The sequence below is a fragment of the Mycobacterium sp. E735 genome, from assembly GCF_001666955.1.
Taxonomy (GTDB): Bacteria; Actinomycetota; Actinomycetes; order Mycobacteriales; family Mycobacteriaceae; genus Mycobacterium.
In genome coordinates this window covers 1-24,103 of the sequence record NZ_LZIX01000305.1, presented here as the reverse complement: position 1 = coordinate 24,103, position 24,103 = coordinate 1, and the positions used below count along the sequence as shown (strand labels likewise).

The 24,103-nt window shown below is 62.8% G+C and carries 14 protein-coding genes and 3 pseudogenes; 10 read left to right on the top strand and 7 right to left on the bottom strand.

The window, feature by feature from the left end; all coding sequences use genetic code 11:
* The 5 genes and pseudogenes from A5704_RS29455 to A5704_RS28020 form a co-directional block, all read left to right on the top strand.
* Nucleotides 1–1,348, top strand: a pseudogene (locus A5704_RS29455) (acyltransferase family protein); the annotation flags it as partial.
* A 349-nt stretch (nucleotides 1,349–1,697) separates the two neighbouring features.
* Nucleotides 1,698–2,983, top strand: a pseudogene (locus tag A5704_RS29450) (IS21 family transposase).
* 155 nt (nucleotides 2,984–3,138) lie between these two features.
* Nucleotides 3,139–3,537, top strand: coding sequence for an ATP-binding protein (locus A5704_RS29900; RefSeq protein ID WP_369828501.1), 399 nt, complete (start codon nucleotides 3,139–3,141; stop codon nucleotides 3,535–3,537).
* Nucleotides 3,449–3,865 (top strand): annotated as a pseudogene (locus tag A5704_RS29585) (ATP-binding protein). The gene A5704_RS29900 and the pseudogene A5704_RS29585 overlap by 89 nt, the downstream one beginning before the upstream one ends.
* A 141-nt stretch (nucleotides 3,866–4,006) precedes the next feature.
* Nucleotides 4,007–4,858, top strand: a complete 852-nt coding sequence (locus tag A5704_RS28020; protein ID WP_231969344.1) for a 6-hydroxymethylpterin diphosphokinase MptE-like protein — start codon at nucleotides 4,007–4,009, stop codon at nucleotides 4,856–4,858.
* Between the two features lie 31 nt (nucleotides 4,859–4,889).
* On the opposite strand, the gene A5704_RS28015 is transcribed toward A5704_RS28020, so the two are convergent.
* Nucleotides 4,890–5,579 carry an FkbM family methyltransferase gene (locus A5704_RS28015; protein ID WP_231969342.1) on the bottom strand — a complete coding sequence of 230 codons (690 nt, stop codon included), beginning with the start codon at nucleotides 5,577–5,579 and terminating at the stop codon, nucleotides 4,890–4,892.
* Between the two features lie 555 nt (nucleotides 5,580–6,134).
* On the opposite strand from A5704_RS28015, the gene gmd reads away from it, so the two are divergent.
* The 3 genes from gmd to A5704_RS25155 all read left to right on the top strand — a co-directional run bounded on the left by gmd (nucleotide 6,135) and on the right by A5704_RS25155 (nucleotide 9,143).
* Nucleotides 6,135–7,157 carry a GDP-mannose 4,6-dehydratase gene (gene gmd, locus A5704_RS25165; RefSeq protein ID WP_067891692.1) on the top strand — a complete coding sequence of 341 codons (1,023 nt, stop codon included), beginning with the start codon at nucleotides 6,135–6,137 and terminating at the stop codon, nucleotides 7,155–7,157.
* Between the two features lie 6 nt (nucleotides 7,158–7,163).
* Nucleotides 7,164–8,126: a GDP-L-fucose synthase gene (locus A5704_RS25160; protein ID WP_067891689.1), complete on the top strand. Its 963-nt coding sequence runs from the start codon at nucleotides 7,164–7,166 to the stop codon at nucleotides 8,124–8,126.
* A 192-nt stretch (nucleotides 8,127–8,318) separates the two neighbouring features.
* Entirely contained in the window at nucleotides 8,319–9,143 is an 825-nt protein-coding gene (locus tag A5704_RS25155; RefSeq protein WP_067891688.1) for a glycosyltransferase family 2 protein, read from the top strand.
* A 117-nt stretch (nucleotides 9,144–9,260) separates the two neighbouring features.
* Here A5704_RS25155 and A5704_RS25150 read toward each other — a convergent pair whose 3' ends face one another.
* The 6 genes from A5704_RS25150 to A5704_RS25125 form a co-directional block, all read right to left on the bottom strand.
* Nucleotides 9,261–10,052, bottom strand: coding sequence for an ABC transporter permease (locus A5704_RS25150; protein ID WP_231969340.1), 792 nt, complete (start codon nucleotides 10,050–10,052; stop codon nucleotides 9,261–9,263).
* The gene (locus A5704_RS25145) at nucleotides 10,049–10,792 is read right to left on the bottom strand and encodes an ABC transporter permease (RefSeq protein WP_067891685.1); all 744 of its coding nucleotides are present in this window, start codon (nucleotides 10,790–10,792) and stop codon (nucleotides 10,049–10,051) included. The genes A5704_RS25150 and A5704_RS25145 overlap by 4 nt, the downstream gene beginning before the upstream one ends.
* A complete protein-coding gene (locus tag A5704_RS25140; protein ID WP_067891684.1) occupies nucleotides 10,789–11,736 on the bottom strand; it encodes a daunorubicin/doxorubicin resistance ABC transporter ATP-binding protein DrrA in 948 nt (315 codons plus the stop codon). Before A5704_RS25140 ends, A5704_RS25145 begins: the two co-directional genes overlap by 4 nt.
* Nucleotides 11,737–11,979: 243 nt before the next feature.
* Nucleotides 11,980–14,892, bottom strand: a complete 2,913-nt coding sequence (locus A5704_RS25135; protein WP_067891683.1) for an RND family transporter — start codon at nucleotides 14,890–14,892, stop codon at nucleotides 11,980–11,982.
* 37 nt (nucleotides 14,893–14,929) lie between these two features.
* Nucleotides 14,930–17,821, bottom strand: coding sequence for an RND family transporter (locus A5704_RS25130; RefSeq protein ID WP_067891681.1), 2,892 nt, complete (start codon nucleotides 17,819–17,821; stop codon nucleotides 14,930–14,932).
* Nucleotides 17,818–18,249 (bottom strand): MmpS family protein, encoded by a 432-nt coding sequence (locus A5704_RS25125; protein ID WP_067891680.1) that lies wholly within the window; start codon nucleotides 18,247–18,249, stop codon nucleotides 17,818–17,820. Before A5704_RS25125 ends, A5704_RS25130 begins: the two co-directional genes overlap by 4 nt.
* A gap of 954 nt (nucleotides 18,250–19,203) precedes the next feature.
* On the opposite strand from A5704_RS25125, the gene A5704_RS25120 reads away from it, so the two are divergent.
* Nucleotides 19,204–19,434 carry an MbtH family protein gene (locus A5704_RS25120; RefSeq protein WP_067753920.1) on the top strand — a complete coding sequence of 77 codons (231 nt, stop codon included), beginning with the start codon at nucleotides 19,204–19,206 and terminating at the stop codon, nucleotides 19,432–19,434.
* 40 nt (nucleotides 19,435–19,474) lie between these two features.
* A partial coding sequence (locus tag A5704_RS25115) for a non-ribosomal peptide synthetase (RefSeq protein ID WP_231969338.1) occupies nucleotides 19,475–24,103 on the top strand: 4,629 nt, incomplete at its 3' end.

Sequence of the window (24,103 nt, the reverse complement as noted above, 5' to 3'; positions counted from 1 at the left end):
ACCCGGGGACCGCCGCGCTGATTCCCGTGGTTGGTGCGGTGCTGGTGATCGGTGCGGGTTGTGCCGCACCGGAGCAGGGATGCGTGCGCGTTCTTGCATTGCCACCGATGCAAGCACTCGGCCGGCTGTCGTATTCGTGGTATCTATGGCACTGGCCGGTGCTGGTGCTTGCACCGGTGTTACTAGGCCATCCGCTGGGGCTGGCGGGCAGGCTGACAGCGGTCCTGATTTCTGTTGGCCTGGCGGTGCTCACTCTGCGCTTGATCGAGAACCCTATACGGTTCGCTGCTCCGGTGCGGCGGTCGGCTGCGCGCAGTCTGGCGCTCGGCGGTGTCGCCACGGCGGTCGCGGCCTGTGTGGGCGTGGCACTGCTCACAGTCGTGCACATCCCGGTTGGCCGCGGCCCGGCAGCTCCGACACCGAGGTTTACTGCCGGTTCTGTGCCCACTGGCCAAGATGTCGCCCTGTACGACGCGGCGGTCCGCAGCGCGTTCGCTCAGGTACACCGTGCTGTCACGGCTTCCGCCGGTCATGCTGTGGTGCCGTCGAACCTCGACCCTTCGCTTGCCAACGCGTTAGCCGAACGAACAGCCTTGATGCTGAACGGCTGTATGCGCAGTCTCCTCGAAGTGGGGCAACCTGAATGCGCAACCGGCGACATCTCGTCGAAGACCACGGTGGCCCTGGTTGGCGACTCGAATGCCGCAATGTGGAACCCGGCGCTCCAACAAACTTCCACGGCGCGCGCCACTGGCGGCTGGAAACCCTAACCAAGATGGCTTGCCCCATGCTGGACATCCCTATAAAAGACGTGAACTTACGCCGGGATTACACAGAGTGTGAGCAGTGGCGCGGTCAAGTCATAGCCCGGTTGCAGGCCGAACATCCACGTCTGGTCGTGCTGAGTATGACGCGGCGATACGGAACTCGCGCCGGTTGGGAACCGGGTTTCGCGACATACGACGCGAAGTGGACAGACAGCCTCACCCGCCAAGTGCAGCAGCTGCGCCGCACTGGTGCGCAGGTGCTGGTACTGGGCCCGATCCCGGATCCGCACTCGGTGCCGGCGATCTGTCTATCAGGTCACCTCGATGACGCGATGGCCTGTTCCCCGCCGCGATCAGCAGCGGTCGTCGAACCTGGGATCGCGGCTGAGTCCGCCGCCACTAAAGCAGGCGGTGGACACTACGTAGATCTCACCCCGCTGTTCTGCACCGCCGAGCGCTGCCCGGTCATCGTTGGCAACACACTCGTGTACTTCAACGAGACGCATGTGACGTCGGAATACTCCCGGCTGTTGGCGCCGGTACTTGGTGCGCTGGTCGGGCGCACGCTTATCAGTGGCTGACACTCTGCCCTTGTGAGCGATCGGGGCGTCCCGATCAACTACGCCCGTCACGCGACAGGTGCCTGGATGATCCGCGCGGCGCGCGCAGCTCGCCCGGCGGTACGGCTGCGCGGTGATTCCGGAGACGTCGGTGGACGCGTGCTGGGCGGTGTCTGATTGACCGCGCTCACTGAAATTCCCCACTGACGCGCATGAAACTCCCCACCGGTGTGGCTCCGCCGAGCAGGGCGGGCCTCCTTCGAAGCTGCTGGTGTCTGACGCCAGTTGCTCCGCCGAAGGAGGCCGCTTTCTCACGCGCACACGGGAGGACGATGTGGAACTATATGCCGTGCATAAACGGGGTTAGACGATCTCGGCGATTGCCTGCCATACCGGCTTCGGCCGTAAGACGGTCCGTGAGTACCTGGCCGGTGACGGCATCCCCGGGGTGCCTGCCCGGCCCGGATCCGTTCGATCCGTTCGTTGACTACTTCCCCGCCAGGTTGACCGACGACCCGCACCTGCGGGCCCGCACCTGTTCGATGAGCTTGAGGAGTTCGGGTTCGGTCTGTCGTATCAGAGCCTGACCGCAACATCCGGGCGCGGGATCTACGGCCTGTGTGTCAGGCCTGCCGGACCGCCACCGAGCGTCCGAACGCAGTGATCCCACACGTACTCGGGGACGAAACCCAGCGGGACCGGCTGGAATTGCCCGACCCACCGGAATCCTGGGCTGGGGCAAGATGGCTCATCTGTCGGTTGGCTCGTTGGCGTATTCGGGCAAGTGGCGCGGCTTGTTGGCGCCATCGCAGGATCAGCCGCACCTGGGCGCCGGCTTGGACCGCGTCAGTCGTGGACTCGGTGGGCTCACCTGAGTGTGGCGATTCAATCGGATGGGCACTGTCTGCGACCCAGGTTCGGCACAGGTGAGCGCGTCGTTCGCCGGAATCGCCAATCACTACGGTGTCTCGGTGGCGATCTGCCCGGCCCGGCGCGGTAAGCGCAAGGGTGTGGTGGAGAAGGGTCAATCACACCGCCGCGCAACGCTGGTGGCGCACCCTGCCGACGACATGACTGTCGAGGCGGCCCAGGCCAGCCTGGATCGCTTCGCCCGCGTCCGCGGTGATAGCCAGCTGCAGGCCACCACCGATGGCCGGTCCTCGGCCGCCGTGGTGGCCAAGACGGAGCCTCTACAACCGTTGCCGTATCCGGTGATCATCTCCGAGACCCGTACCGCATCGCGACAGGCAATGGCGTCTTACCGCGGCGATCGCTACTCCGTGCCCCCGGACTGGCCGCCGCCCAAATGGTGGTCAGCTATCCCGTCGGCGGGCAGTTCTGCGACATCGCCACCACCAAAGGGGCCTTGATCGCCCGGCACCGCATGGCCGCCGAGGGCTCGGTGTCATGGTCCGCGACAGCGGCCACGTTGTCGCCTGGACACCGTCGCGAAGGACACCGCCACCGCCCGGCGCCCGCACCGCCGTCAGGAACGCATCCCACCCAGGGCCAGCAGCCAAAGCCGCTGCCGCACAACTCCTTCAAATCAAGCAGAGACCTACCGCTGTCACCGAATCTGTGATTGCTTCAACCGATTCCACCGCCATCGATCTATCCGCCTACGAGCGGGCCGCCCAGAACAGGACCATCGAATGACCCCACCCCGTGCACCGGCAAGACCCCACCACCGGGGAGTCCCCGTCGACCGCGGCGAGCCGGTGTTAGCAGTTGCGCTAGCATCTGGCCGAGCTCCAACTGGCCGCTGCCGCCGAAGCGCTGCCCACGGTTTTTGATCAAGCCGCCGCCCAGGGATTGTCGCTGACCGTCGCGTTGGAGCGACTGCTGGCCGTCGAGATCGATGCCAGCACTGCCCGCCGCCTCGCCGGCCGGCCGCGCTTCGCCGGCCTGCCGACCCCCGCCACCCTGGCCGTTTCGATGTCGATGTCGCCGCCGGGATCGACCGCAAGGTCATCGACGAGCTGGGCACCTGCCGCTATCTGGACTACGCGACGAACATCGTGCTCATCGGGCCGCCGGGTACTAAAAAGACGCACTTGGCGGTCGGATTGGCAAGGGCTGCGGCCCATGCCGGTTACCGAAGTACTTCACCACACCGCCGATCTGGCGGCCCGCTGCCACCGTGCGCCGATCGAGGGACGTTGGGCCACCACCATGCGCTCCTTTGCCGGTCCGGCGCTGCTGGTGATTGATGAACTTGGCTACCTTCCTTTGCCCGCCGAAGCCGCATCAGCGTTGTTCAGGTTGTCTCCCAACGGTATTTGAAGACCAGCATCGTCATCACCACCAACCGCGGGCAGGCATGGGGCCGAGATCCTCGGCGACACCACCGTGGCAGCCGCCATGCTCGACCGACTGTTGCACCGCTCGGTCGTGATCAACCTCGACGGCGGTCCTACCGCCTACGCGACCACCAGGCCGCCGAGGAAAGCCTGCGCCGGGCCACCACCGGCACCCGCCAACAACTTCACTGGCCGCTGCTCACAGGTGAGGAATTTCAGCGAGCACACCTGCGGATGAGCGCGATCAATTGGGCGCTAGATGCCGGCGTCATGGTAATCGGGCGTGGCAAAATGGTAATAGGGATGTGGCAAACTTGTATGGGTAGACAGCTGTGTCACTTGAAGCGGCGTAGCCGGGATAAGGGGAAGATCGGCTGTGGTGAAGCCGGAAGAGCAGCATGTTAAGGTGGTTGGCCCGCGAAAGACCAGCTGGATGGGTCGGATGCTAGTGGGTATCTTAGGCAGCCCACCGGCGCGGGCCTTTATCCGGTCTGTTTCTTTTTGCTTAGCATGGTTGCACTACAGTTTTACTCCTGCCGGCCGGGCTAACCGCGCCTACATTCGTCAATTCAAAGACATTCACGTCGGCGAACGGTGTGTGATTATTGGCAACGGCCCAAGTCTTCGTAACACGGATCTTAGCCTATTGCGCGAGGCATACACCTTCGGTCTAAATCGCATCTACTTACTCTTTGACGAGGTAGGGTTCGAGACTACATACCATGTGGCTGTAAATCGGCACGTGGTTGAACAATGTGTTGACGATTTCCGGAATATCAAGGCACCGCTCTTCACGATCTTTCTGAACCGTGCTTTCCTCGATGGTGCACCGGATACCGCTTACCTCTACAGTGTGGTGGGGCCATGGTTTGCACGTGATGTAACGCGTGGAATTTGGGAGGGGTGCACGGTCACATATGTCGCGATGCAGTTAGCGTACTACATGGGATTTTCCGAGGTTGTACTTGTCGGAGTCGATCACCGCTTCGCGGTCAGTGGGGCACCAAACCAGCTCGTTGAGTCGACTGGACCCGACGCAAGCCACTTCGACCCGCGCTACTTCGCGAAAGGATTCAAGTGGCAGCTGCCGGACCTTGCGAACTCGGAAGTCGCATATGCACTCGCCCGCAAGGCTTTTGAGAATGACGGTCGTCGCATCATCGACGCCACTGTTGGTGGTGCCTTATCTATCTTTCCCAAAGTCCCACTCGAAGAGGCGCTCCGACACTAAGAACTCGCCGACGTCGACTTCAGGAGCGTTGTTAGCCATGGTCATCGATGTGCAGGATTAGATGCGTTTGTTCGCTTCGCCGGGCTCTATAGGTAGCCTTTGTGTATCCGAACTCTCGGAGAAGCGCGTACACCTCGTTGGGTGACGAACCGAAACCTGGCAGGAAGGTATCATGTACTTCTATAAACAAGGCCCGGGGGCGTTCGGGACCCGTTAAGAGCTGTTTGGCGCCTCGTAAGGCCAGGATTTCGGCGCCTTCAATGTCTAACTTGATTACTGTCGGTCGTGGCAACCTACCCTCATCCAAAAGACTATCCAGCGATCGTGCAGGAACTGACACGCTGTCACTTTCGCCTCGCTGATGAACTAAGCTGGGGCTATTGCCTGCGGCGCCATCCGTATACAGGAGAACCGTGCTGTCCGAGTCGCTAATGGCAATCGGCTCCAAAGTAAACGATCGATCGGGATTCAACCCGGCATTAACCTCGAGTCGATGCTTGAATGACGGGTCAGGCTCAAATGCGATGGTCTGACAGATTTGGGCGGCGTGGAGTGCGACCAAACCCACATTTGCGCCGACATCAAAAAATACGTCATCATTCTGAAGATCACGGAGCATCGCGGCAAGATACTCGGTCTCGCCCCCGTGGTCGACAACTCGGAAGTATTCGACAACATTAGTTACCTCGAAACGTACGCCCGGCGACTCGAAGTCCTTCACAGTCACAACGCAGGGGAGTCGGCGCTTTACGAAGAGTGACCAAGCAAGGCTTCTTCTAAAGCTTGCAACGGCCCGCCGAATCGTTTTCACTTGAGTCATCGCCTCCCAAAATCGATACGGCTTGAAGTCTAGCGTTTGAAGGCCCAAGACTATGCGTAACCGCTCTGCTCATCCGACGACAGAAGGTCCACGGTACGTGGGGGTCGGCAGCTTGGCGCCGGCGGATTGGCTGGTCATCTAGCGACGATGCCACCGGCGCCCGGTCCGCCGCAAGACGCGGCTCAACACGCCTCGGTGGGGTGTTCGGTTGCCGCCGTGGGCATTGGAATCCTCTCTACCTCACCAGGTTAGACAGCCGCTTTCCGTTGGACTTCAGCTGTCTTGCGACGTGTGACGGGAACCGGCGAGGTTAGACGATGCCTGCGTGCCAAGGCATCTACTATTAACTGATGCCGACGCCCCACCGTTGTGGCACACAACGAGGAATGAGAGCGCCGTGATGATGGAACGGCGCCCGTCTGGTGATGACAAAGCACCGACTGAAGCAGAGACCCAGTGAAGCGAGCGCTCATAACGGGGATCACCGGGCAAGACGGTTCGTATCTTGCCGAGCTGCTGCTGAGTAAGGGATACGAAGTCCATGGGCTGATCCGTAGAGCCTCCACATTCAACACGTCGCGCATCGATCACCTCTACGTCGACCCGCATCAAACCGGTGCGCGGCTGTTTTTGCATTATGGCGACCTCACCGACGGGACCCGCCTGGTGACGCTGCTGGGCACCATCGACCCGGATGAGGTCTACAACCTTGCGGCGCAGTCTCATGTGCGTGTCAGCTTCGATGAGCCGGTGCACACCGGCGACACCACCGGCGTGGGCTCGATCCGACTCCTCGAAGCCGTTCGCCTCTCGCGAGTGCAATGCCGCTTCTACCAGGCGTCTTCGTCGGAAATGTTCGGAGCGTCGCCGCCACCGCAGAATGAGCAAACACCGTTCTATCCGCGGTCACCGTATGGTGCGGCGAAGGTCTACTCATACTGGGCGACGCGCAACTATCGAGAAGCGTACGGATTGTTCGCGGTGAACGGCATCCTCTTCAATCACGAATCTCCCAGGCGGGGTGAAACTTTCGTCACTCGAAAGATTACGCGAGCGGTGGCACGGATCAAAGCGGGCGTGCAATCAAATGTCTACTTGGGCAACCTCGACGCTGTCCGAGACTGGGGCTACGCACCTGAGTACGTCGAAGGGATGTGGCGCATGCTGCAGGCACAGGAACCCGAGGACTTCGTTCTTGCGACAGGGCGTGGCTACAGCGTGCGCGAATTTGCGCAAACCGCTTTCGGCCACGCCGGGCTGGACTGGCAGGAGCATGTGAAATTCGACGATCGCTATTTGCGGCCCACTGAAGTTGATTCGCTGATAGGCGACGGGACTAAGGCCGCCGAAACGTTGGGGTGGAAGGCCTCCGTCCACACGGGCGAGCTGGCGCGGATCATGGTGGAGGCGGACATCGCCGCCCTCGAATGCGACGGCAGGCCATGGATTGACCAGCCATGCCTACCTGGTTGGAGCTGAGGAGGGATGAACTCGCCAGTAGGCGTGCTCGATCGCACGGTTCCGGTCTTCATCGCGGGGCACCGGGGACTCGTCGGTGCCGCCTTGCTGCGCAACTTTCAACGCGAAGGATTCAAAAATCTGCTCGTACGCTCGCGCAGTCAACTAGATTTGGCCGACCGGGACGCCACGTTTGACTTCGTCCTGCAGACCAGACCGCACGTAATCATCGACGCCGCGGCTCGCGTGGGCGGCATCCTGGCCAATAACACGTACCCTGTCGATTTCCTGTCCGAAAACCTCCGGATCCAGGTCAATCTGCTGGACGCCGCCCTGGCCGCGCGCGTGCCGCGGCTGCTGTTCCTTGGTTCCTCTTGCATATACCCGAAATTCACGCCGCAGCCTATAAAGGAGAGCGCGTTACTGACCGGGGAGTTAGAGCCGACGAACGATGCTTACGCGATCGCCAAGATCGCTGGGATCCTTCAGGTTCAGGCGGTCAGGCGGCAATACGGCCTGCCGTGGATCTCGGCGATGCCGACCAATCTCTACGGGCCAGGTGACAACTTTTCTCCGTCCGGCTCGCATCTGTTGCCGGCGCTCATCCGCCGGTATGAGGAAGCCCGAGCCAGCGGGGCCCCCTATGTAACGAATTGGGGCACTGGAACTCCACGGCGAGAGCTCCTGCATGTCGACGACCTGGCGAGCGCCTGTCTATACCTGCTGGAGCACTTCGATGGTCCGAAACACGTCAACGTCGGGACCGGCGTCGACCACACCATCAGCGAGATCGCCGAGATGGTAGCGTCAGCGGTCGGATTCAACGGCGAAACGCGTTGGGATACAACGAAACCGGATGGTACACCGCGCAAACTGTTGGATGTTTCGGTTCTGCGGGAAGCGGGATGGCGGCCCCGGGTCGCACTTCGTCAGGGGATCGAGGAGACGGTGCATTGGTATCGCGCGAACGCCGGTGCTGCGCGGCAATGAAGTGCCCGTATTGGCAGGGCGCCCAAGCTGAGGCATTTGCTGCGTATCTCTTCGGATCCGTGAGGCGAGCGAAGTGGGTCTCCACGGACCGGTGGTATGAGCCGATGACGAATTATGTCATCCGGCTTAAGGCCGAAGTCGTGTGAACGAAGCTGCAGAGGGAGGGGCCCTCCTGCTAACGTGACTTAAGTCATGACCGCACCAATGTTTTCGATCATCGTCCCTTCATTTAACGCAGCCGAGACACTGCAGGCTTGCATCGACAGCATCGTCTGCCAGACCTATGCCGACTTCGAAATGGTCCTCGTTGACGGCGGTTCGACGGATGAAACGTTAGACATCGCGCACAGCTTTGGCCCCCGGCTAGGCGCGCGCCTTGTCATGTACAGCGGTCCGGACGATGGCCCGTACGATGCCATGAATCGCGGTGTCGGCATCTCGAAGGGCGCGTGGCTCCTCTTTCTAGGTGCTGACGATACCCTTTGCGAATCAGACACATTGGCCCGCGTGGCCGCCTTCATTGGGGAACACGACCACAGCGATCTGGTATATGGCGACGTGATTATGCGCTCGACAGGAATTCGCCATGCGGGCGCCTTCGACCTTGACCGCCTGCTGTTTGAGACGAATCTGTGCCATCAGTCGATCTTTTACCGTCGCGAGCTCTTCGCCGGTATCGGTCCCTACAACCTCCGCTACCCGATCTGGGCCGACTGGGATTTCAATATCCGATGCTTTTCAAATCCGGCTCTAGTCACCCGGCACATGGACATCGTAATTGCGCACTACAACGACATGACGGGGCTCAGCATGAGGGAAGGCACCGACAGGGAGTTCCGAAAGCGGCTTCCAATGTATTTTTGGGTGGCGGCTTGGGAGACCTGCAGCCGAATGCTCGCGTTCTTGAGGGATAGAGAGAATCGCCGACTTGCGTTGCGTGCGCGACTAATCAGGATCAGAGCTGCATCCAGAGCTCGGTCAGACGAAGCCACAGGAAGGTCTAGTGCCCACTCCTAGGTGCCCGGCTGTGCTCGCTGGGTCAGAATATTTGCGGTGCGCGTGTATGGGTTATCTTCACGCGTCAACACGATACATGAGTGACCGTTGTTCGCGTTGATACGGATAGCGAAACACTCAAGGAGTGGATTCGGCGGCTAATCGATAGCCGCGCGCCGCCAATGGGATGAAAATTGCGAGTAGCACGACCGCCCAGAGCACCGTCATCGTCAGGGGCCAAACGATGGGGCCATTGTGTGACAGCGCTCGCATCACCTCCACAGGTGGCGATATCGGTTGCATGCGAACGAATGGCCGAAGCCAACCCGGGTATTGACCGATAGGAGTGGTCCCTGGGTTGAGGAATGCCAGCGCGACGATACCAGCCGACAGCCAAGGCGTCATGGTGCGACCATTTGGGCGGATAACTAGGGCCATAGTCAGCGCCGTGAACTCAAGCACCACAATCGACGGAACCAAAACATACATCAGCCCAGCCGCCCAGCCGTGCGCGAAGCGCAGCCCCATGATCACCCCGAGGCCGGTAATCAGCACCGTTCCAAGAATCGCACGGGTGGCTTCCGCGGTGAGCCGCCCAGTAAGCGCACTTGTCCGATGGACCGGCAACACCCACATGCGACTGAGTAGCCCTGATTCGCGGTCAAGCGTGATGCCGACCGCGTTGGTCATGGCGCCGAAGAGTGCGGAGAGCACTGCTGAAATCGGCACCAGCCCGTGAAGGCTGTCGGTTCCGGTGACCTGACGCACCCGCTCGCCTAACACCGCTTGGTAGAGCAACAGGAGGCCGACGGGCAGGAGCAACGATCCAAGCAACACCGTTCTGTCACGCCGCCACCGTGTAAGGAGCCGACCGGCTTGAAGCCAGCTCTGCACCACCAGTGAGCCTTCAGTCGCCGGCGGGAAAGTCACGATGGCCGCCTCTGCATTCGCCCAGCGATCAAGCCAAAAGTTAACAACATGCCACCGCACCAAGCCAGACTGGCGGACACGCTGCTGACTACCACGTGCCCGGTCGCAAGGCCGCGAAGTGTCTCAGCGACCTGCGACACCGGTTGGTCCCGTACGTACGGCCGCAGCCAGCGGGGAAAGGTCTTCTCGGGCGCGATTCCGGTGGACAGCATAAACAACAAGAGCTGAGGTACAAATAGTACGTAGCTCGCGCCCTGGAGGCTTTTTGTCCGCGAACCGAGCGCGTCAGCACCGAGCGCTACGGCCATGCACAAGAGCAAGGCGATCAGCAAGAAGGCTGCCGCATAGGCGGGTCCGCTATTCATTCGAAATCCGAATGCGTAACCGGCGACCATCGCCACTGAGAGCGCGAGTACTGCGCGTAAAAGGGTGGCCACCATACGGGCACTAACTGGGGCCAGCGCGGCGATCGGCAGCGTGTGCAGCCGCTCGCCTAATCCAGATAGGTGATCACGGGCTGAGCGGTCGGCGGTCATCAGTGCGACAAAGATCATCGATTGGACCACCACCGCCGGCAGCAGATACTGCGCATAGTTGACCCGACCGGTGTCGACTAAGCCGTGCAACGCCACTGTGAAGCCTGCCAGATAGATCACCGGTGCCACTATTTCAAAAATCATCTCCCCATCGCGGGCTGCCGACAGTATCGAACGCTCCGTGAGGGCAGCAAACGCACTCATGATTGGGCAACGGTGCGGTCGGTGAGGTGGAGGAACGCCTCATCGAGCGATGGTTTGCGCAGCGAGATGTCGGCGAGTTCCACGCCGAGGGCGTCGACGCGGCGAAACACCTCGCCGAGCGTAGCCACTCCATCGGGCGCAAACACCGACACCGAATTTGTGTCGGCATCCACATCGATTCCATCAAAACCGGCCAAAGCGGCCGCGACATGGGACAGATCACTCGGATTGGCTGGACTAACTTGGCAGTAATTGCCGCCCACTCGACGCTTGAGGTCTTCCGCGGTGCCGCTGGCGATCAGCTGCCCATGGTCCATGACCACAATCGAGTTGCTAAGCACGTCGGCTTCTTCCAAGTACTGCGTGGTCAAAAGCACCGTGACTCCTTGCGCGGCAAGCGAGCTGACTAGCGCCCAGACGTCGCGGCGGCTGCGAGGGTCCAGCCCAGTGGTCGGCTCGTCGAGAAACAGAACTTGGGGTAGCACCATCAGTGCAGCGGCGAGGTCGACGCGGCGCCTCATTCCTCCGGAATAGGTGAATATCTGGCGGTCGGCGGCTGTGCCGAGGCCGAACTGCTCGATTAGCTCCTCGGCACGGGCCTTTGCTTGTCGACGGCGCAAACCACGTAGCCTGCCGAACAAGACCAGGTTCTCCCGGCCGGTGAGCAAGGTGTCCAATGCTATGAATTGCCCAGTCATCGCAATGCTGGCACGTACCCTGGCGGGCTGGCGGACGATGTCGTGCCCGGCTACCGTCGCACGGCCCGAACTCGGCCGAATCAGGGTTGACAATATGTTGATCGTGGTGGTTTTCCCGGCGCCGTTGTGGCCGAGCAGGCCACAAACGGTACCGGCCGGAACCGAGAAGCTGACACCACGCAGCGCGTGGGCATCGTTTCCGAATGTCTTTGTGAGGTTGTCAACCTCGATCGCCAGTGGGCTCACGTTAGGAGTATTTCATGTTAGAGGGATCGCGATCCTTAGTTGCTCGTGTAAAGCCCCAGCAAATGCGCGGTAGACCCGCTCTTCGAACAAACGGGTTTGACGGGATCGCACTGTCAGACGCACGCTGGTGTTCATTGAAATTCCCTTGGTGCCTTTCGTCTTAGGAATCAAGTCCTGCCGCGCAATACCCTGCGGCAGGACTTGAGATAGGCATAGTTTCCCTTTTTGTGGCAATGACAGCCTCTAATGAGACACCCTGGGAAGCTCGGCCGTCGGCGCATCCTCGCCGAACTCTCGGTGCAGCAGGAGGGAACGTACCAACGGACGCGGCCCCTCGGAGCGAAGCATCCGGCTGGCCGGGCGGGGCCGAACCACCTGCGGCCACCAGAACCACCGTCCGAGGATCGTGGCAATCGTGGGCGTCATGAAGGAACGCACGATCAAGGTGTCGAACATCAGACCGAGGCCGATCGTGGTACCGACCTGGCCGATGATCCGCAAGTCGCTGGCCACCATCGAGGCCATCGTGAACGCGAATACCAGACCGGCGTTGGTCACGACTTTGCCCGTACCGCCCATGGCGCGGATGATGCCCGTCTTTATCCCGCCGGCCAGTTCCTCTTTCATCCGGGACACCAACAACAGGTTGTAGTCGGAGCCGACCGCCAAGAGGACGATCACCGACATCGGCAGCACCATCCAGTGCAATTTGATACCGAGAATGTACTGCCAGATCAGCACCGAAAGCCCGAACGAGGCGCCCAAGGAAAGGGCCACGGTGCCGACAATGACGAGGGCCGCCACGAAGCTTCGCGTCAGGATGAGCATGATGATGAAAATCAGGCAGAGCGCACCGACGCCGGCGATGAAGAGGTCATAGGTGGATCCGTCGCGGAAGTCCTTGTACGTCGACGCGGTGCCCGCGATGAAGATTTTGGAATTCTCCAGCGGCGTGTTCTTGAGCGCCTCTTCCGCGGCCGTCCTGATCTTGTCGATACGCGCCACCCCCTCGGGCGTCGCGGGGTCGCCCAGGTGGGAGATGATGAACCGAGCCGCTTTTCCGTCCGGAGACAGGAACTGGCTCATCGCCTTCTTGAAGTCTGGGTTCTCGAAAATGTCCTGGGGCAAATAGAACGAGTCGTCATTTTTTGAGGCATCGAACGCCTCGCCCATCGCAACGGCATCCTTGTCGTTGCTGTCCATCTGGCCGATGATGCCGGACATGGTGCTGTGATTGGTCAACATCATCTGTCGCATGTCCTCGGACATCGCGATCATCGGCGGAAACTGCTCGAGCAGCTGCGGCATGATGACGTCCATGTGGTCGAGATGGACGAGGAGCTCTTTCATCTTGTCGCTCAGCGTGTCGACTCCATCGAGGGTGTCGAAGATGCTGCGGAGCGAGAAGCAGATGGGAATGTCGTAGCAATGCCGTTCCCAGTAGAAATAGCTTCTAATCGGTCGGAAGAAATCCTCGAAATTCGATAAGTCGTCCCGAAGGTCACTAATTACTTCAAACATCTCATGCGTCTTGGCGATCGAGTCATGAGTCAGAGCGGTCATCTGTTTTTGCAGCTCGTACATCCGCTTCATGTGCTTGATCTGCTCGGCCAACATGTTGGCCTGGACTACCAGGTCGTCCATGCGCGCCTGCATGTATTTCACGTCTTGGTGAATGATCGCCTGCTGCATGCTGAGCAGGAATGGGATCGAGGTGTGCTGAATCGGCGTGCCCTCGGGCCGAGTGATTCCCTGCACGCGTGAGATTCCGTGAACCTGGAAGATTCCCTTGGCCAGCCGATGCAATATGAGGAAATCCGCGGGGTTGCGCATGTCATGATCGGCTTCGATCATCAGGATTTCCGGCATCATTCGGGCTTGCGAGAAATGGCGATCGGCCGCGGCGTAACCGACATTCGCCGGGATGTCCTTGGGGATGTACGCCCGGTCGTTGTAGCTGGTCTTATAGCCGGGCAGGGTCACCAGGCCGACCAATGCGACCGCCATGGTCGCGACCAGGATCGGCACCGGCCAGCGGACGATCGCGGTCCCGACCCGGCGCCATCTGCCGAAACCGATGTGATGCCTGGGGTCGAAGAGCCCGAATGCGCTGCCAACGGTGATGACCGCAGGAACCAGGCTCAGCGCGATCAAGACCGAAACGAGCATGCCCACCGCGCACGGCACGCCGATGGTCTGGAAGATGGGCATCCTGGTGAAGCTCAGGCACAGCATCGCCCCGGAGATCGTCAGACCGGAACCCAGGACGACGGGCGCCACACCGCGGTAGGTGGTGTGGAAGGCCGTCTCCCGGTCCTCGCCCGCCTGGCGCGCCTCCTGATACCGGCCGAAGAAGAAGATGCCATAGTCGGTGCCGGCCGCCATGGCGAGGGCCACCAGCAAGTTGATGGCGAACGTGGAGAGCGCGACAACACCGTTGTCGCCGAGGAACGCGATAAATCCCCGTGCCGCAAACACTTCGATCCCGACCGTGATCAGTAGAAAAATCACAGTGAACACCGACCGGTAGACGAACATCAACACCGTAAAGATGATCACCGCGCCGATCAGGGTCATCTTCAGGATGGAACTGTCACCGGCGTGCTGCATATCCGAAACGAGCGCCGCGGGCCCGGTGACATAGGCGTGCAGCCCCGGGGGAGGAGGTGTCCGCGCGATGATATGGCGGACGGATGCAATCGAGTCCTGGCCCAGCGTGGTGCCCTGGTTACCCGCGAGATTCATCTGGACGTAGACGGCCTTACTGTCCGGGCTTTGCGCGCCCGCCGCGGTGAGCCGATCGCCCCACAAGTCCTGCACGTGCTCAACGTGTTTGGTGTCCGCGCGCAACTCGCGGACCAGCCGGTCGTAGTACGCGTGCGCGTCGTCGCCGAGCGGCTGCTGGCTCTCCAATACGAGCATCGCGAAACTGTCCGAGTCGGACTCCTTGAAGTCCTTGCCCATCCGCTGCATCGCCTGCACCGCCGGCGCGTCCTGCGGGGCCATCGGGACGGAATGCTCCCGTCCGACCGTCTCGAGCCACGGAACACCGAACGAAACCAGCAGCGTGAACGCCACCCAGCCCAGGATGATGAGCAGCGCGAGCCTGCGGATCGTCCGCGGCGCAGAGAAGGCACCCGGGCGCGGGTTACTCATGCCGCCCCGTTCCCGACCAGACGTGGAGGCCCGCCACTTATCGCGAATCTTTCAGCAGCAAGGAACGTACCAGCGGGCGCGGTCCCGTGGGCCTGAGCAGGGCGCTCGCCGGGCGGGGCCGTACGCGCTGCGGCCACCAGAACCAGCGTCCGAGCAGCGCGGCAACCGCCGGCGTCATGAACGCGCGGACGACCAACGTGTCGAACAGCAGGCCCATGCCGATGGTCGTGCCCACCTGGCCGATGCTGCGCAGGTCGCTGACCACCATCGACCCCATGGTGAACGCGAAGACCAGGCCCGCATTGGTGACGACCTTGCCGGTTCCGCCCATGGCACGGATGATGCCGGTGTTGATGCCGGCGCCCAACTCCTCTTTCATGCGGGACACCAACAACAGGTTGTAGTCAGACCCCACCGCCAAGAGGACGATCACCGACGTGGACAGCACGGTCCAGTGCAGCGGTTCGTGGAGCAGGTTCTGCCAGACCAGGATGGACAGGCCGAATGACGCCCCCAACGAGAGCAAGACCGTTCCCACGATCACCATGGCGGCAATGAAACTGCGCGTCATGATCAGCATGATGATGAAAATGAGGCAGAGCGCGGAGACGCCGGCGATCAACAGGTCGAACTTGGAGCCGTCCACCAAGTCTTTGGTGATCGCCGCGGTGCCGGTGAGGTAGATCTTGGCGTTTTCCAGGGGCGTGCCCTTCAACGACTCTTCGGCCGCCGTCTTGATGGCCTCGACCCGCGACAGCCCCTCGGGCGTCGCCGGGTCGCCCCGCTGCGAAATGAGCAGCCGGAAATCCTTGCCGTCCGGCGACATGAACACCTTCTCGACCCGCTTGAAGGCCTCCGAACCGTCGATGATTCCCGGCGGCAAATAGAAGGAGTCGTCGTTTCGGGAAGCGTCGAAAGCCTGCCCCATGGCGCTCGGATCCTTGACGCTCGAATCCATCTGCCCCATGACGCCGGACATGGTGCTGTGCATCGTCAGCATCATGCTGCGCATGCCCTTCATGATCTCGATCATCGGAGGAATCTCCATGACCATCTGCGGCAGCACGACATCGAGCTCATCAAGGTTGCCGACCAGTTGCTTCAACTTGTCGTTGACCTCGTCGACACCGTCAAGCGCGTCGAAGATGGATCGCAGCGAGAAGCAGATGGGGATGTCGTAGCAGTGCCGTTCCCAGTAGAAGTAGCTGCGGATCGGCCGCCAGAAATCCTCGAAATCCGAGATGTGGTCGCGCAATTCAGAAGTGATGTCCTGCATTTCGTGCGTCGTGCCGACCATCTGATGGGTGGTGTTCACCAAGTCACGCATCAGGCCCACCATGTGCTCCATGATGGCGATCATTTTGCCCATCTCTTCGGCCTGCTTGAGCATGTCATCCATCCGGTCTTTCTGGAATGCCATGTTCTGCAGTTGGCTCGCCTGGGACATGCTCATGATCCACGGAATGGTCGTGTGCTGGAGCGGGACCCCTTCGGGCCGGGTGACCGTCTGGACCGTCGAAATTCCCGGAACCGCGAGGACGCCCTTGGCCAGCTTGTTTATCACCAACATGTCCGTTGGATTTCGCAAATCATGATCGGTCTCGACCAGGAGAATTTCCGGCATCATCATTCGCGAGCCAGGGAAGTGCCGTTCGGCGGCCGCATACCCGACGTTGGCCGGAATGTTCTGCGGTATGAATTTCTGATCGTCGTAGCTGGGTTTGTAATTAGGCAGTGTCAACAATCCGATGAGCGCGATCGCCAACGATGCGATCAGGATCGGTGCCGGCCACCGAACAATCGCCGTGCCGAACCGTCGCCATCGGTGGGTCGAGATAGGCCGCTTCGCTTCGAACAGACCGAAACGGGCACCCGCGGCAAGCAATGCCGGCCCCAGTGTCAGCGCGACGAGCACAGCTATCGCGATGCCGACGGCGCAGGGGATGCCCAGTGGCTGGAAATACGGGAGCCGGGTGAAGCTGAGGCACAGCACCGCCCCGGCAATCGTCAGACCCGACGCCAACACGACCTTCGCCACGCTCCCAAAGGTCGTATAGAAAGCCGTCTCTCGGCTCTCGCCAACCGATCGGGCTTCTTGATACCGGCCGACGAAAAATATTCCGTAGTCCGTTCCCGTCGCGATTACCGCTGCCACCAATAGGTTGACGGCGAAAGTGGTGAGGCCAACAATCCCTAAATGGCCGAGCAATGCGACCATTCCACGGGCGATTTGCAATTCGAGCCCGACGATCAGTAGCAACAGAATCACGGTGACGACCGACCGGTAGACGAGCAGCAGGGTAATAAAGATGACCGCCAGGCTCGCAACGGTGACCAACATGACCGTCTTCTGGCCGGCGATGTTCATATCCGCGACGATCGGCGCAGGGCCCGTGACGTAGACCTTCAGACCCTGCGGGGGGTCCGCCCGCTGCACGATCTTGCGGACCGCCGCGACGGATTCGTCACCCTGACTGCCACCCTGGGTGCCATTCAGATTGACCTGCACGTAGGCGGCCTTGCCGTCTTGGCTTTGCGCCGCCCCCCGGGTTATCGGGTCGCCCCAGAAGTTTTGGACGTGCTGCACATGCTTGTGGTCGTCTTCGAGAAGGCGAACCAAACGGTCGTAGTAGTGGTGCGCATCGTCGCCGAGTGGCTGCTGACTTTCCAGCAGAATCATTGCCAACGCGCCGGAGTTGGTTTCCTTGAAGTCCTGACCGAGGCGCTCCATTGCTTTGAATGAAGGCGCGCCTATGGGACTCAGCGATACCGCGTGCTCCGCCTCGACTTGTTCCAGGGACGGAACGCCGATGCTGATGAGCACCGCGATGCCCAACCAACCCAAGATGATCGGCACCGAGAACCGGTGGATCATCCGCGCAAAGAATGGTTGCGAGGCCCGTTCCGTATCCAATTCTTGGTTGCTCATGTGGCTGTCAACACGCAGTAGGTGAACGCGTTCAACTCGTGTGAAATCCTCTCGGCTTTGACCACGCCATCCACCACGATGCGGCAGCCCAGGGTGTCGCTATCGCCCTGCGCGACAACGTTTCCCACGATCGAAGGGAGTGTGGTCGCAATATCGAACGACCAAGGAAGATGGATGCCGTTGATGTGATTCGGCTCGCCATTCGCGTCGAAGTAGCTGATGTCGGCCGTCGCGCCAGGCGGTCCGAAAACCTCGTATTTCACGTGCTTGGGGTTGAAGGGCTTGGTGTCCTGCTGCCGGGTGTCGGCGTAAGAAGGACGCTTTTCGGATCCGAATATCCCGTGCAAGCGGGAAACGGTCAGACCGCCTGCGGCGACGACCGCAATTATGACCAATGGGATCCACAAGTGCTTGAGAGCTCTGAACAATCCGGCTCGCCGAGTCCGCCGGTTTTCCCGAGGCGCGCGAACCGCGCCGACCTCATCGGAAGATCGACGAGCAAAGGGTGAAAAACGGCGTCGGCGGTCAGACTGTTGACTGATGTCGCGGCCTTTCGTGATGGCGATATCGGGCCGGGCCCGCACGTCGGGATCGACCACCGCACCCCCTTCTACCCGTTTCTGACGTCTCTTGCCATATCCGCCGGCCCGAACAAACTGTTACATGCGGATCGCGAGACCAGACTGCGGTACATCGATCGCGGTGTACGTCGCAGACTAGTCGTGCTCCGGCACCTCTTACGAGCCCCGCCCCCCGGGGAGCGCGACCAGGTCTTGATGAGTAAACCACGCCAGCGGTCTCCGTATCAGCCCTTCGTTCAGGAGATACGGGATCGTAATGCATACCGCGTGCTTAACGGCTGTTTCTAGATCGCCCGTCCCGGATGGTCCGCTCGGATATTTCCCCCCCGCCGAGGGCCGCCGGCTGGTCGGCGGCCCTAGCCAGCTAACGGCGCTCGGCGCCCATAGTCAATGGGTTCCGCGGCGTTGCTTCGGCCGCGGGCCGCCCGGCATCGGCCTGGGCCTCTTCTGGGTGGTCGTCGGGTCCGTTCTCGTGGCGCCTCGGGCCACCGGAACGGGCGCGCCTCGTCGTGATTTTCCCGGGGGCTCGAGCGCCGGTATCCTCGTCAACGACAAGCACCCAAAATTCCATCGTCCTTGAAGGCCGACCTGCCCAATCGCGAGCCGCATCGGTGAGCCATTACTGCAGGTCACAGCAGCCAACGGCGGCAGCTGCGCAGCCCTGTACCAGCCCAATCTTTAGGGCGCGTTAAGAGCCTGACGGGTCACCCCGGGAACTTTGTCCAAACCACGGACGCGCGCTAGTGGCTCCCGTATGGTTTGGAACCGTTCCACTCATGTCAACTAGCAGCTTGGAGAACTGTGAGCATCAATCCGTTCGACGACGACAACGGCAGTTTTTTCGTCTTGGTGAACGACGAGGAGCAACACAGCCTCTGGCCGGCCTTCGCCGACGTTCCAGCCGGCTGGAAAGTGGTCTACGGCGAGGCCGATCGCGCTGCATGTTTGGAGTACATCGAACAGAACTGGCCCGACATCCGGCCAAAGAGCCTGCGAGACAAGCTCGCAACGGGCCGGGGTTTTGACCAGTAACGAGTCGGGGTATGGGGCGGATGGAGCTTTGGGGGAGTCGATGGGAGTTGGTGATCACACACTTCCGCTGACGCGCGGACAGCTCGACATCTGGCTTTCGCAGGAAACGGGCTTCGTCGGCACGGAGTGGCAGCTCGGGCTTTTGATCAGGATCGACGGTCCGGTCGACCGCGATGCCCTCGGGCGCGCCCTCACCCAGACCGTCGCGGAGGCCGAGGCCGGCCGCGTCTCGTTCTTCGAGGTCGACGGCCACGTGGTCCAGAAGCCGATCGACTACCCGGACGTCGAGCTCGCCTTCCACGACCTGACTTCCCTGCCCGACCCCGTGCAGGAAGCCCGCGCGATGGCGTCGTCGATCCAGCGGACGCCCATGGACTTGAACGGGCAGCTGTTCCAATTCGTGCTATTCCAAACCGGGGTTGACGAGTTTTATTTGTTCGGTTGCTGCCACCACATAGCAATCGACGGATTGGGTATGGCGCTGGTGGCCCGTCGCGTTGCCACAATTTATTCGGCCATGATGGCCGGAAAGCCCATTCCCGATGCGTATTTCGGCTCGGCGCAGGATTTGGTCGACCTGGAGTCGGGATACGAGGCTTCCTCCGACTACCAGGAAGACAAGTCGTACTGGGGCAACAACCTCCCACCGGAGACCGCGTGGGTCGATCGCCCGGCCGAGGCCACCAGCGGCAAAGACCACTATTCGCCGTCCGCGTCCGTCCAGCTGGACCCGTCCGTCACCACCCGGATCAAGGAGCTGTCCAAGAAGCTGGGCATCCGTCGTTTTTCGGTCACCACCGCGGCGTGCGCGCTCCTGGTGCGGGCCTGGTCGGGGAGCGGCTCGCAGGTCGCGCTCGACTTTCCCGTGAGCCGCCGGGTGAGCCAAGAGTCGAAAACGCTTCCCGGCATGTTCGCCGGGGTGGTGCCGCTGGTGCTGGACACATCGCCCACCGCCACCGTCGCCGACTTCTGCAAGCACGTCGACACCCGAATCCGGGAGCTGCTGCACCACCAGCGGTTCCCGGTGCACACCCTCGAGAGCGACGGCCTGCGGCAGGCGGCGAACCGGGTCGGCATCAACTTCCTTCCGATGCGGCTGACGCTGGACCTCGCCGGTTCGCCGGCGACGGCGAGTTACACCAACCATGGGCCCGTCGGGCACTTCAGCCTGTTCTTCCTCGGCGCCGGCGACCAACTCTTCCTCAGCACCGCGGGACCGGGCCAACCGTTCGCGGACTTCGGCGTGGCCGATCTGGCGGCGCGCATGCAGCAGGTGCTGGAGGAGATGACCGCCGACCCGGAGCGGTGGCTGTCCTCGGTCGACCTGCTCGCCGCCGACGAGCCGGCTCGGCTCGACGAGTGGAGCAATCGGGCGGCCCTGACCCAGCCGGTGCCCGAGCCCGTCTCCATCCCGGTCGCGTTCGCCGAACACGTGAAGCGATCGCCAGAGGCGCTGGCGGTGACCTGCGCGGCCAAGTCGTTGACGTACGCCGAACTCGACGAGGCTTCCAACCGCTTGGCGCATCTGCTGGCCGGCCACGGGGCGGGCCCGGGCGACTGCGTGGCGGTGATGTTCCCGCGCTGCACCGACGCGATCGTGGCCATGCTCGCCGTGCTCAAGACGGGTGCGGCCTACGTGCCGATCGACCCGGCGCACTCGGCCGCGCGCATGGAGTTCGTGCTTTCCGACGCGACGCCCTGCGCGGTGATCACCACGGCGGACCTGCGGTCGCGGCTGGACGGGCACGACCTGCTGGTCGTCGACGTCCACGACCCGGCCGTCGAAGCGCAGCCCAGCACGGCATTGCCCGCGCCGGCGCCGCAGAATGTCGCCTACATCATCTACACCTCCGGGACCACCGGAACCCCCAAAGGCGTTGCCATTCCTCATCTCAACGTCACGTGGCTGATCGAGTCGCTCGACGAGGGCCTGCCCAAGGGGCAGGTCTGGACGCAATGCCATTCCGCGGCCTTCGACTTCTCCGTGTGGGAGATCTTCGGCGCGCTGCTGCGCGGGCGCCGGCTGCTGGTGGTGCCCGAGTCCGTGGCGAGCTCCCCGGACGAGCTTCACGACCTGCTGGCCGCCGAAAAGGTCAGCGTGCTGACGCAAACCCCGTCCTCGGTGGCGATGTTGCCGGCGGAGGGCCTCGAGTCCACCGCCTTGGTGGTGGCCGGCGAGGCCTGCCCGGCCGACGTGGTGGATCGGTGGGCGGCGCCAGGGCGGGTCATGCTCGACGCCTACGGCCCCACCGAAACCACGGTGTGCGCCTCGATCAGCAAGCCGCTGACCCCCGGAACCGGCGTCGTGCCGATCGGTTCACCGATTTCCGGCGCGGCGATGTTCGTCCTCGACAAGTGGTTGCAACCCGTGCCTGCCGGTGTGGTCGGTGAGCTGTACCTGGCGGGCCGCGGCGTCGGAATCGGATACGTGCGCCGCGCCGGGCTGACGGCTTCCCGGTTCGTGGCCAACCCCTTCGGCGGTCCCGGAGCGCGTATGTACCGCACCGGCGACCTGGTCTGCTGGGGCGAGGACGGGCAGCTGCAGTACTTCGGCCGCTCCGACGAGCAGGTCAAGATCCGCGGCTACCGCATCGAGCTCGGCGAGATCCAGTCGGTGCTCAAGGGCCTCGACGGGGTCGACCAGGCTGCCGTGATCGCCCGCGAGGACCGCCCCGGCGACAAGCGCCTGGTGGGATACATCACCGGGACCGCCGATCCGGCTGCGATCCGGGCTGCGCTGGCCGATCGCCTCCCGCCATACATGGTCCCGGCCGCGGTGGTGGTGCTGGAGACCCTGCCGCTGACCGGCAACGGCAAGCTCGACAAGCGGGCCCTACCCGCACCCGAGTACGCCACCGCCGAGTACCGCGCCCCGGGCGACGCGGTCGAGGAGATCCTGGCCGACATCTACGCCCAGGTGCTGGGGCTCGAGCGGGTCGGTGTCGACGCCTCGTTCTTCGACCTGGGTGGCGACAGCATCCTGTCGATGCAGGTGGTCGCGCGCGCCCGCGCGGCCGGCATCCTGTTCCGGCCGCGCGACGTGTTCGTCGAGCAGTCGGTGGCCAGGCTGGCCCGGGTGGCCGAGGTGGCGGCCGACGGTGCGGCCGGGGCGGGCGACGACGGCGTCGGGCCGGTGGTGGCCACCCCGATCATGCGATGGCTGGAAAGCATCGACGGGCCCATCGAGCAGTTCAACCAGACCATGGTGGTGCAAGCCCCGGCCGGGGCCGGCGAGGACGACGTGGTCGCGGTGCTGCAGGCGTTGCTGGATCGCCATGCCGCCCTGCGGCTGCGCGCCGATGACGACGGTGCGGGCGGCTGGTCGCTGCAGGTGCCCGAGGTTGGGGCGGTGGACGCGCGCGGCTGCGTGCACGCCGTCGAGTCGCTGTCCGACGAGGCGTTGGCGGAGGCCCGGTCGCGGCTGAACCCGGCCGCCGGGGTGATGGTCAGCGCGGCGTGGGCGCAGTCGACGGGTCAGCTGGCGCTGATCATCCACCACCTCGCCGTCGACGGGGTGTCGTGGCGAATCCTGTTGGAAGACTTCAACATCGCGTGGGCTCAGCATCACAACGGGCAGCCCATCGCCCTGCTGGCCCCCGGCACGTCGTTCGCCCGGTGGTCGTCGCTGCTTCAGGAGTACGCGCACCGGCCCGACGTGGTGTCCCGCGCCGACGAGTGGCGGCAGGTCGCGGCCACCCCGGCCGCGTTGCCGGCGGTGCAACCCGAGGCCGACACCTACGTGAACGCCGGTCAGCTGTCCGTCTCGCTGGACGTCGAGACGACCCGGCTGCTGCTCGGCGAGGTGCCGGCCGCCTTCCACGCAGGCGTGGGCGACATCCTGTTGATCGCCTTCGGACTGGCCTTCGCGGAGTTCCTGGGCACCGGCGCGGCGCCGATCGGCATCGACGTGGAGGGCCACGGCCGTCAGGAGGAACTGTTCCCCCGGGTGGACTTGTCGCGCACCGTCGGCTGGTTCACCACCAAATACCCGGTGGCGTTGAAGGCCGGCCGGCTGAGCTGGTCACAGGTGGCCGGCGGCGAGCCCGCCCTGGGCCCGGTGATCAAGGCCGCCAAGGAACAGCTGCGCGCCCTGCCCGACGGACTGACCTACGGCCTGCTGCGCTACCTGAACGACGACGTGGACCTGGACGGGGCGGACCCGGTCATCGGGTTCAACTATCTGGGACGGCTCGGCGCGGGCGCCGACCTCTCCGAGGAATTGTGGCGGGTCAGCCACGACAGCCTGGCGGTGGCGGCGGTGGCCACGGCGGTGCCCATGCCACTCGCGCACACGGTCGAGCTCAACGCCGGCACCATGGACACCGAGGCGGGTCCGCACCTGCAGGCGAACTGGAGCTGGGCCCCGTCGGCGCTGGACCACGAGCGGGTAAACCGCTTGAGCCAGTTGTGGTTTGAGGCCCTGGCCGGAATCTGCGCGCATGTCCGGGCCGGCGGCGGCGGGTTGACCCCGTCGGACATCGCACCCGCTCAGCTCAGCCAGCAGCAAATCGACAGCCTGTGCAGGCAGGGCGGCGTCGCCGACGTGCTGCCACTGACCCCGGTGCAGCAGGGACTGCTTTTCCACACCGCCTTCGCGCAGGCGCGCCGCGTCGAGCGCACCGCTGACGGTGATCCCGAGCTGCACCGCATAGAGGTCGTCCATGTCCTG

Excerpts from the sequence above, each read along its gene's own strand:
- A5704_RS25135 (WP_067891683.1), bottom strand. The coding sequence starts at position 14,892 with ATGAGTAACCCGCGCCCGGGTGCCTTCTCTGCGCCGCGGACGATCCGC.
- A5704_RS25160 (WP_067891689.1), top strand. The coding sequence starts at position 7,164 with ATGAACTCGCCAGTAGGCGTGCTCGATCGCACGGTTCCGGTCTTCATC.
- A5704_RS25130 (WP_067891681.1), bottom strand. The coding sequence starts at position 17,821 with ATGAGCAACCAAGAATTGGATACGGAACGGGCCTCGCAACCATTCTTT.
- A5704_RS25145 (WP_067891685.1), bottom strand. The coding sequence starts at position 10,792 with ATGAGTGCGTTTGCTGCCCTCACGGAGCGTTCGATACTGTCGGCAGCC.
- A5704_RS25155 (WP_067891688.1), top strand. The coding sequence starts at position 8,319 with ATGACCGCACCAATGTTTTCGATCATCGTCCCTTCATTTAACGCAGCC.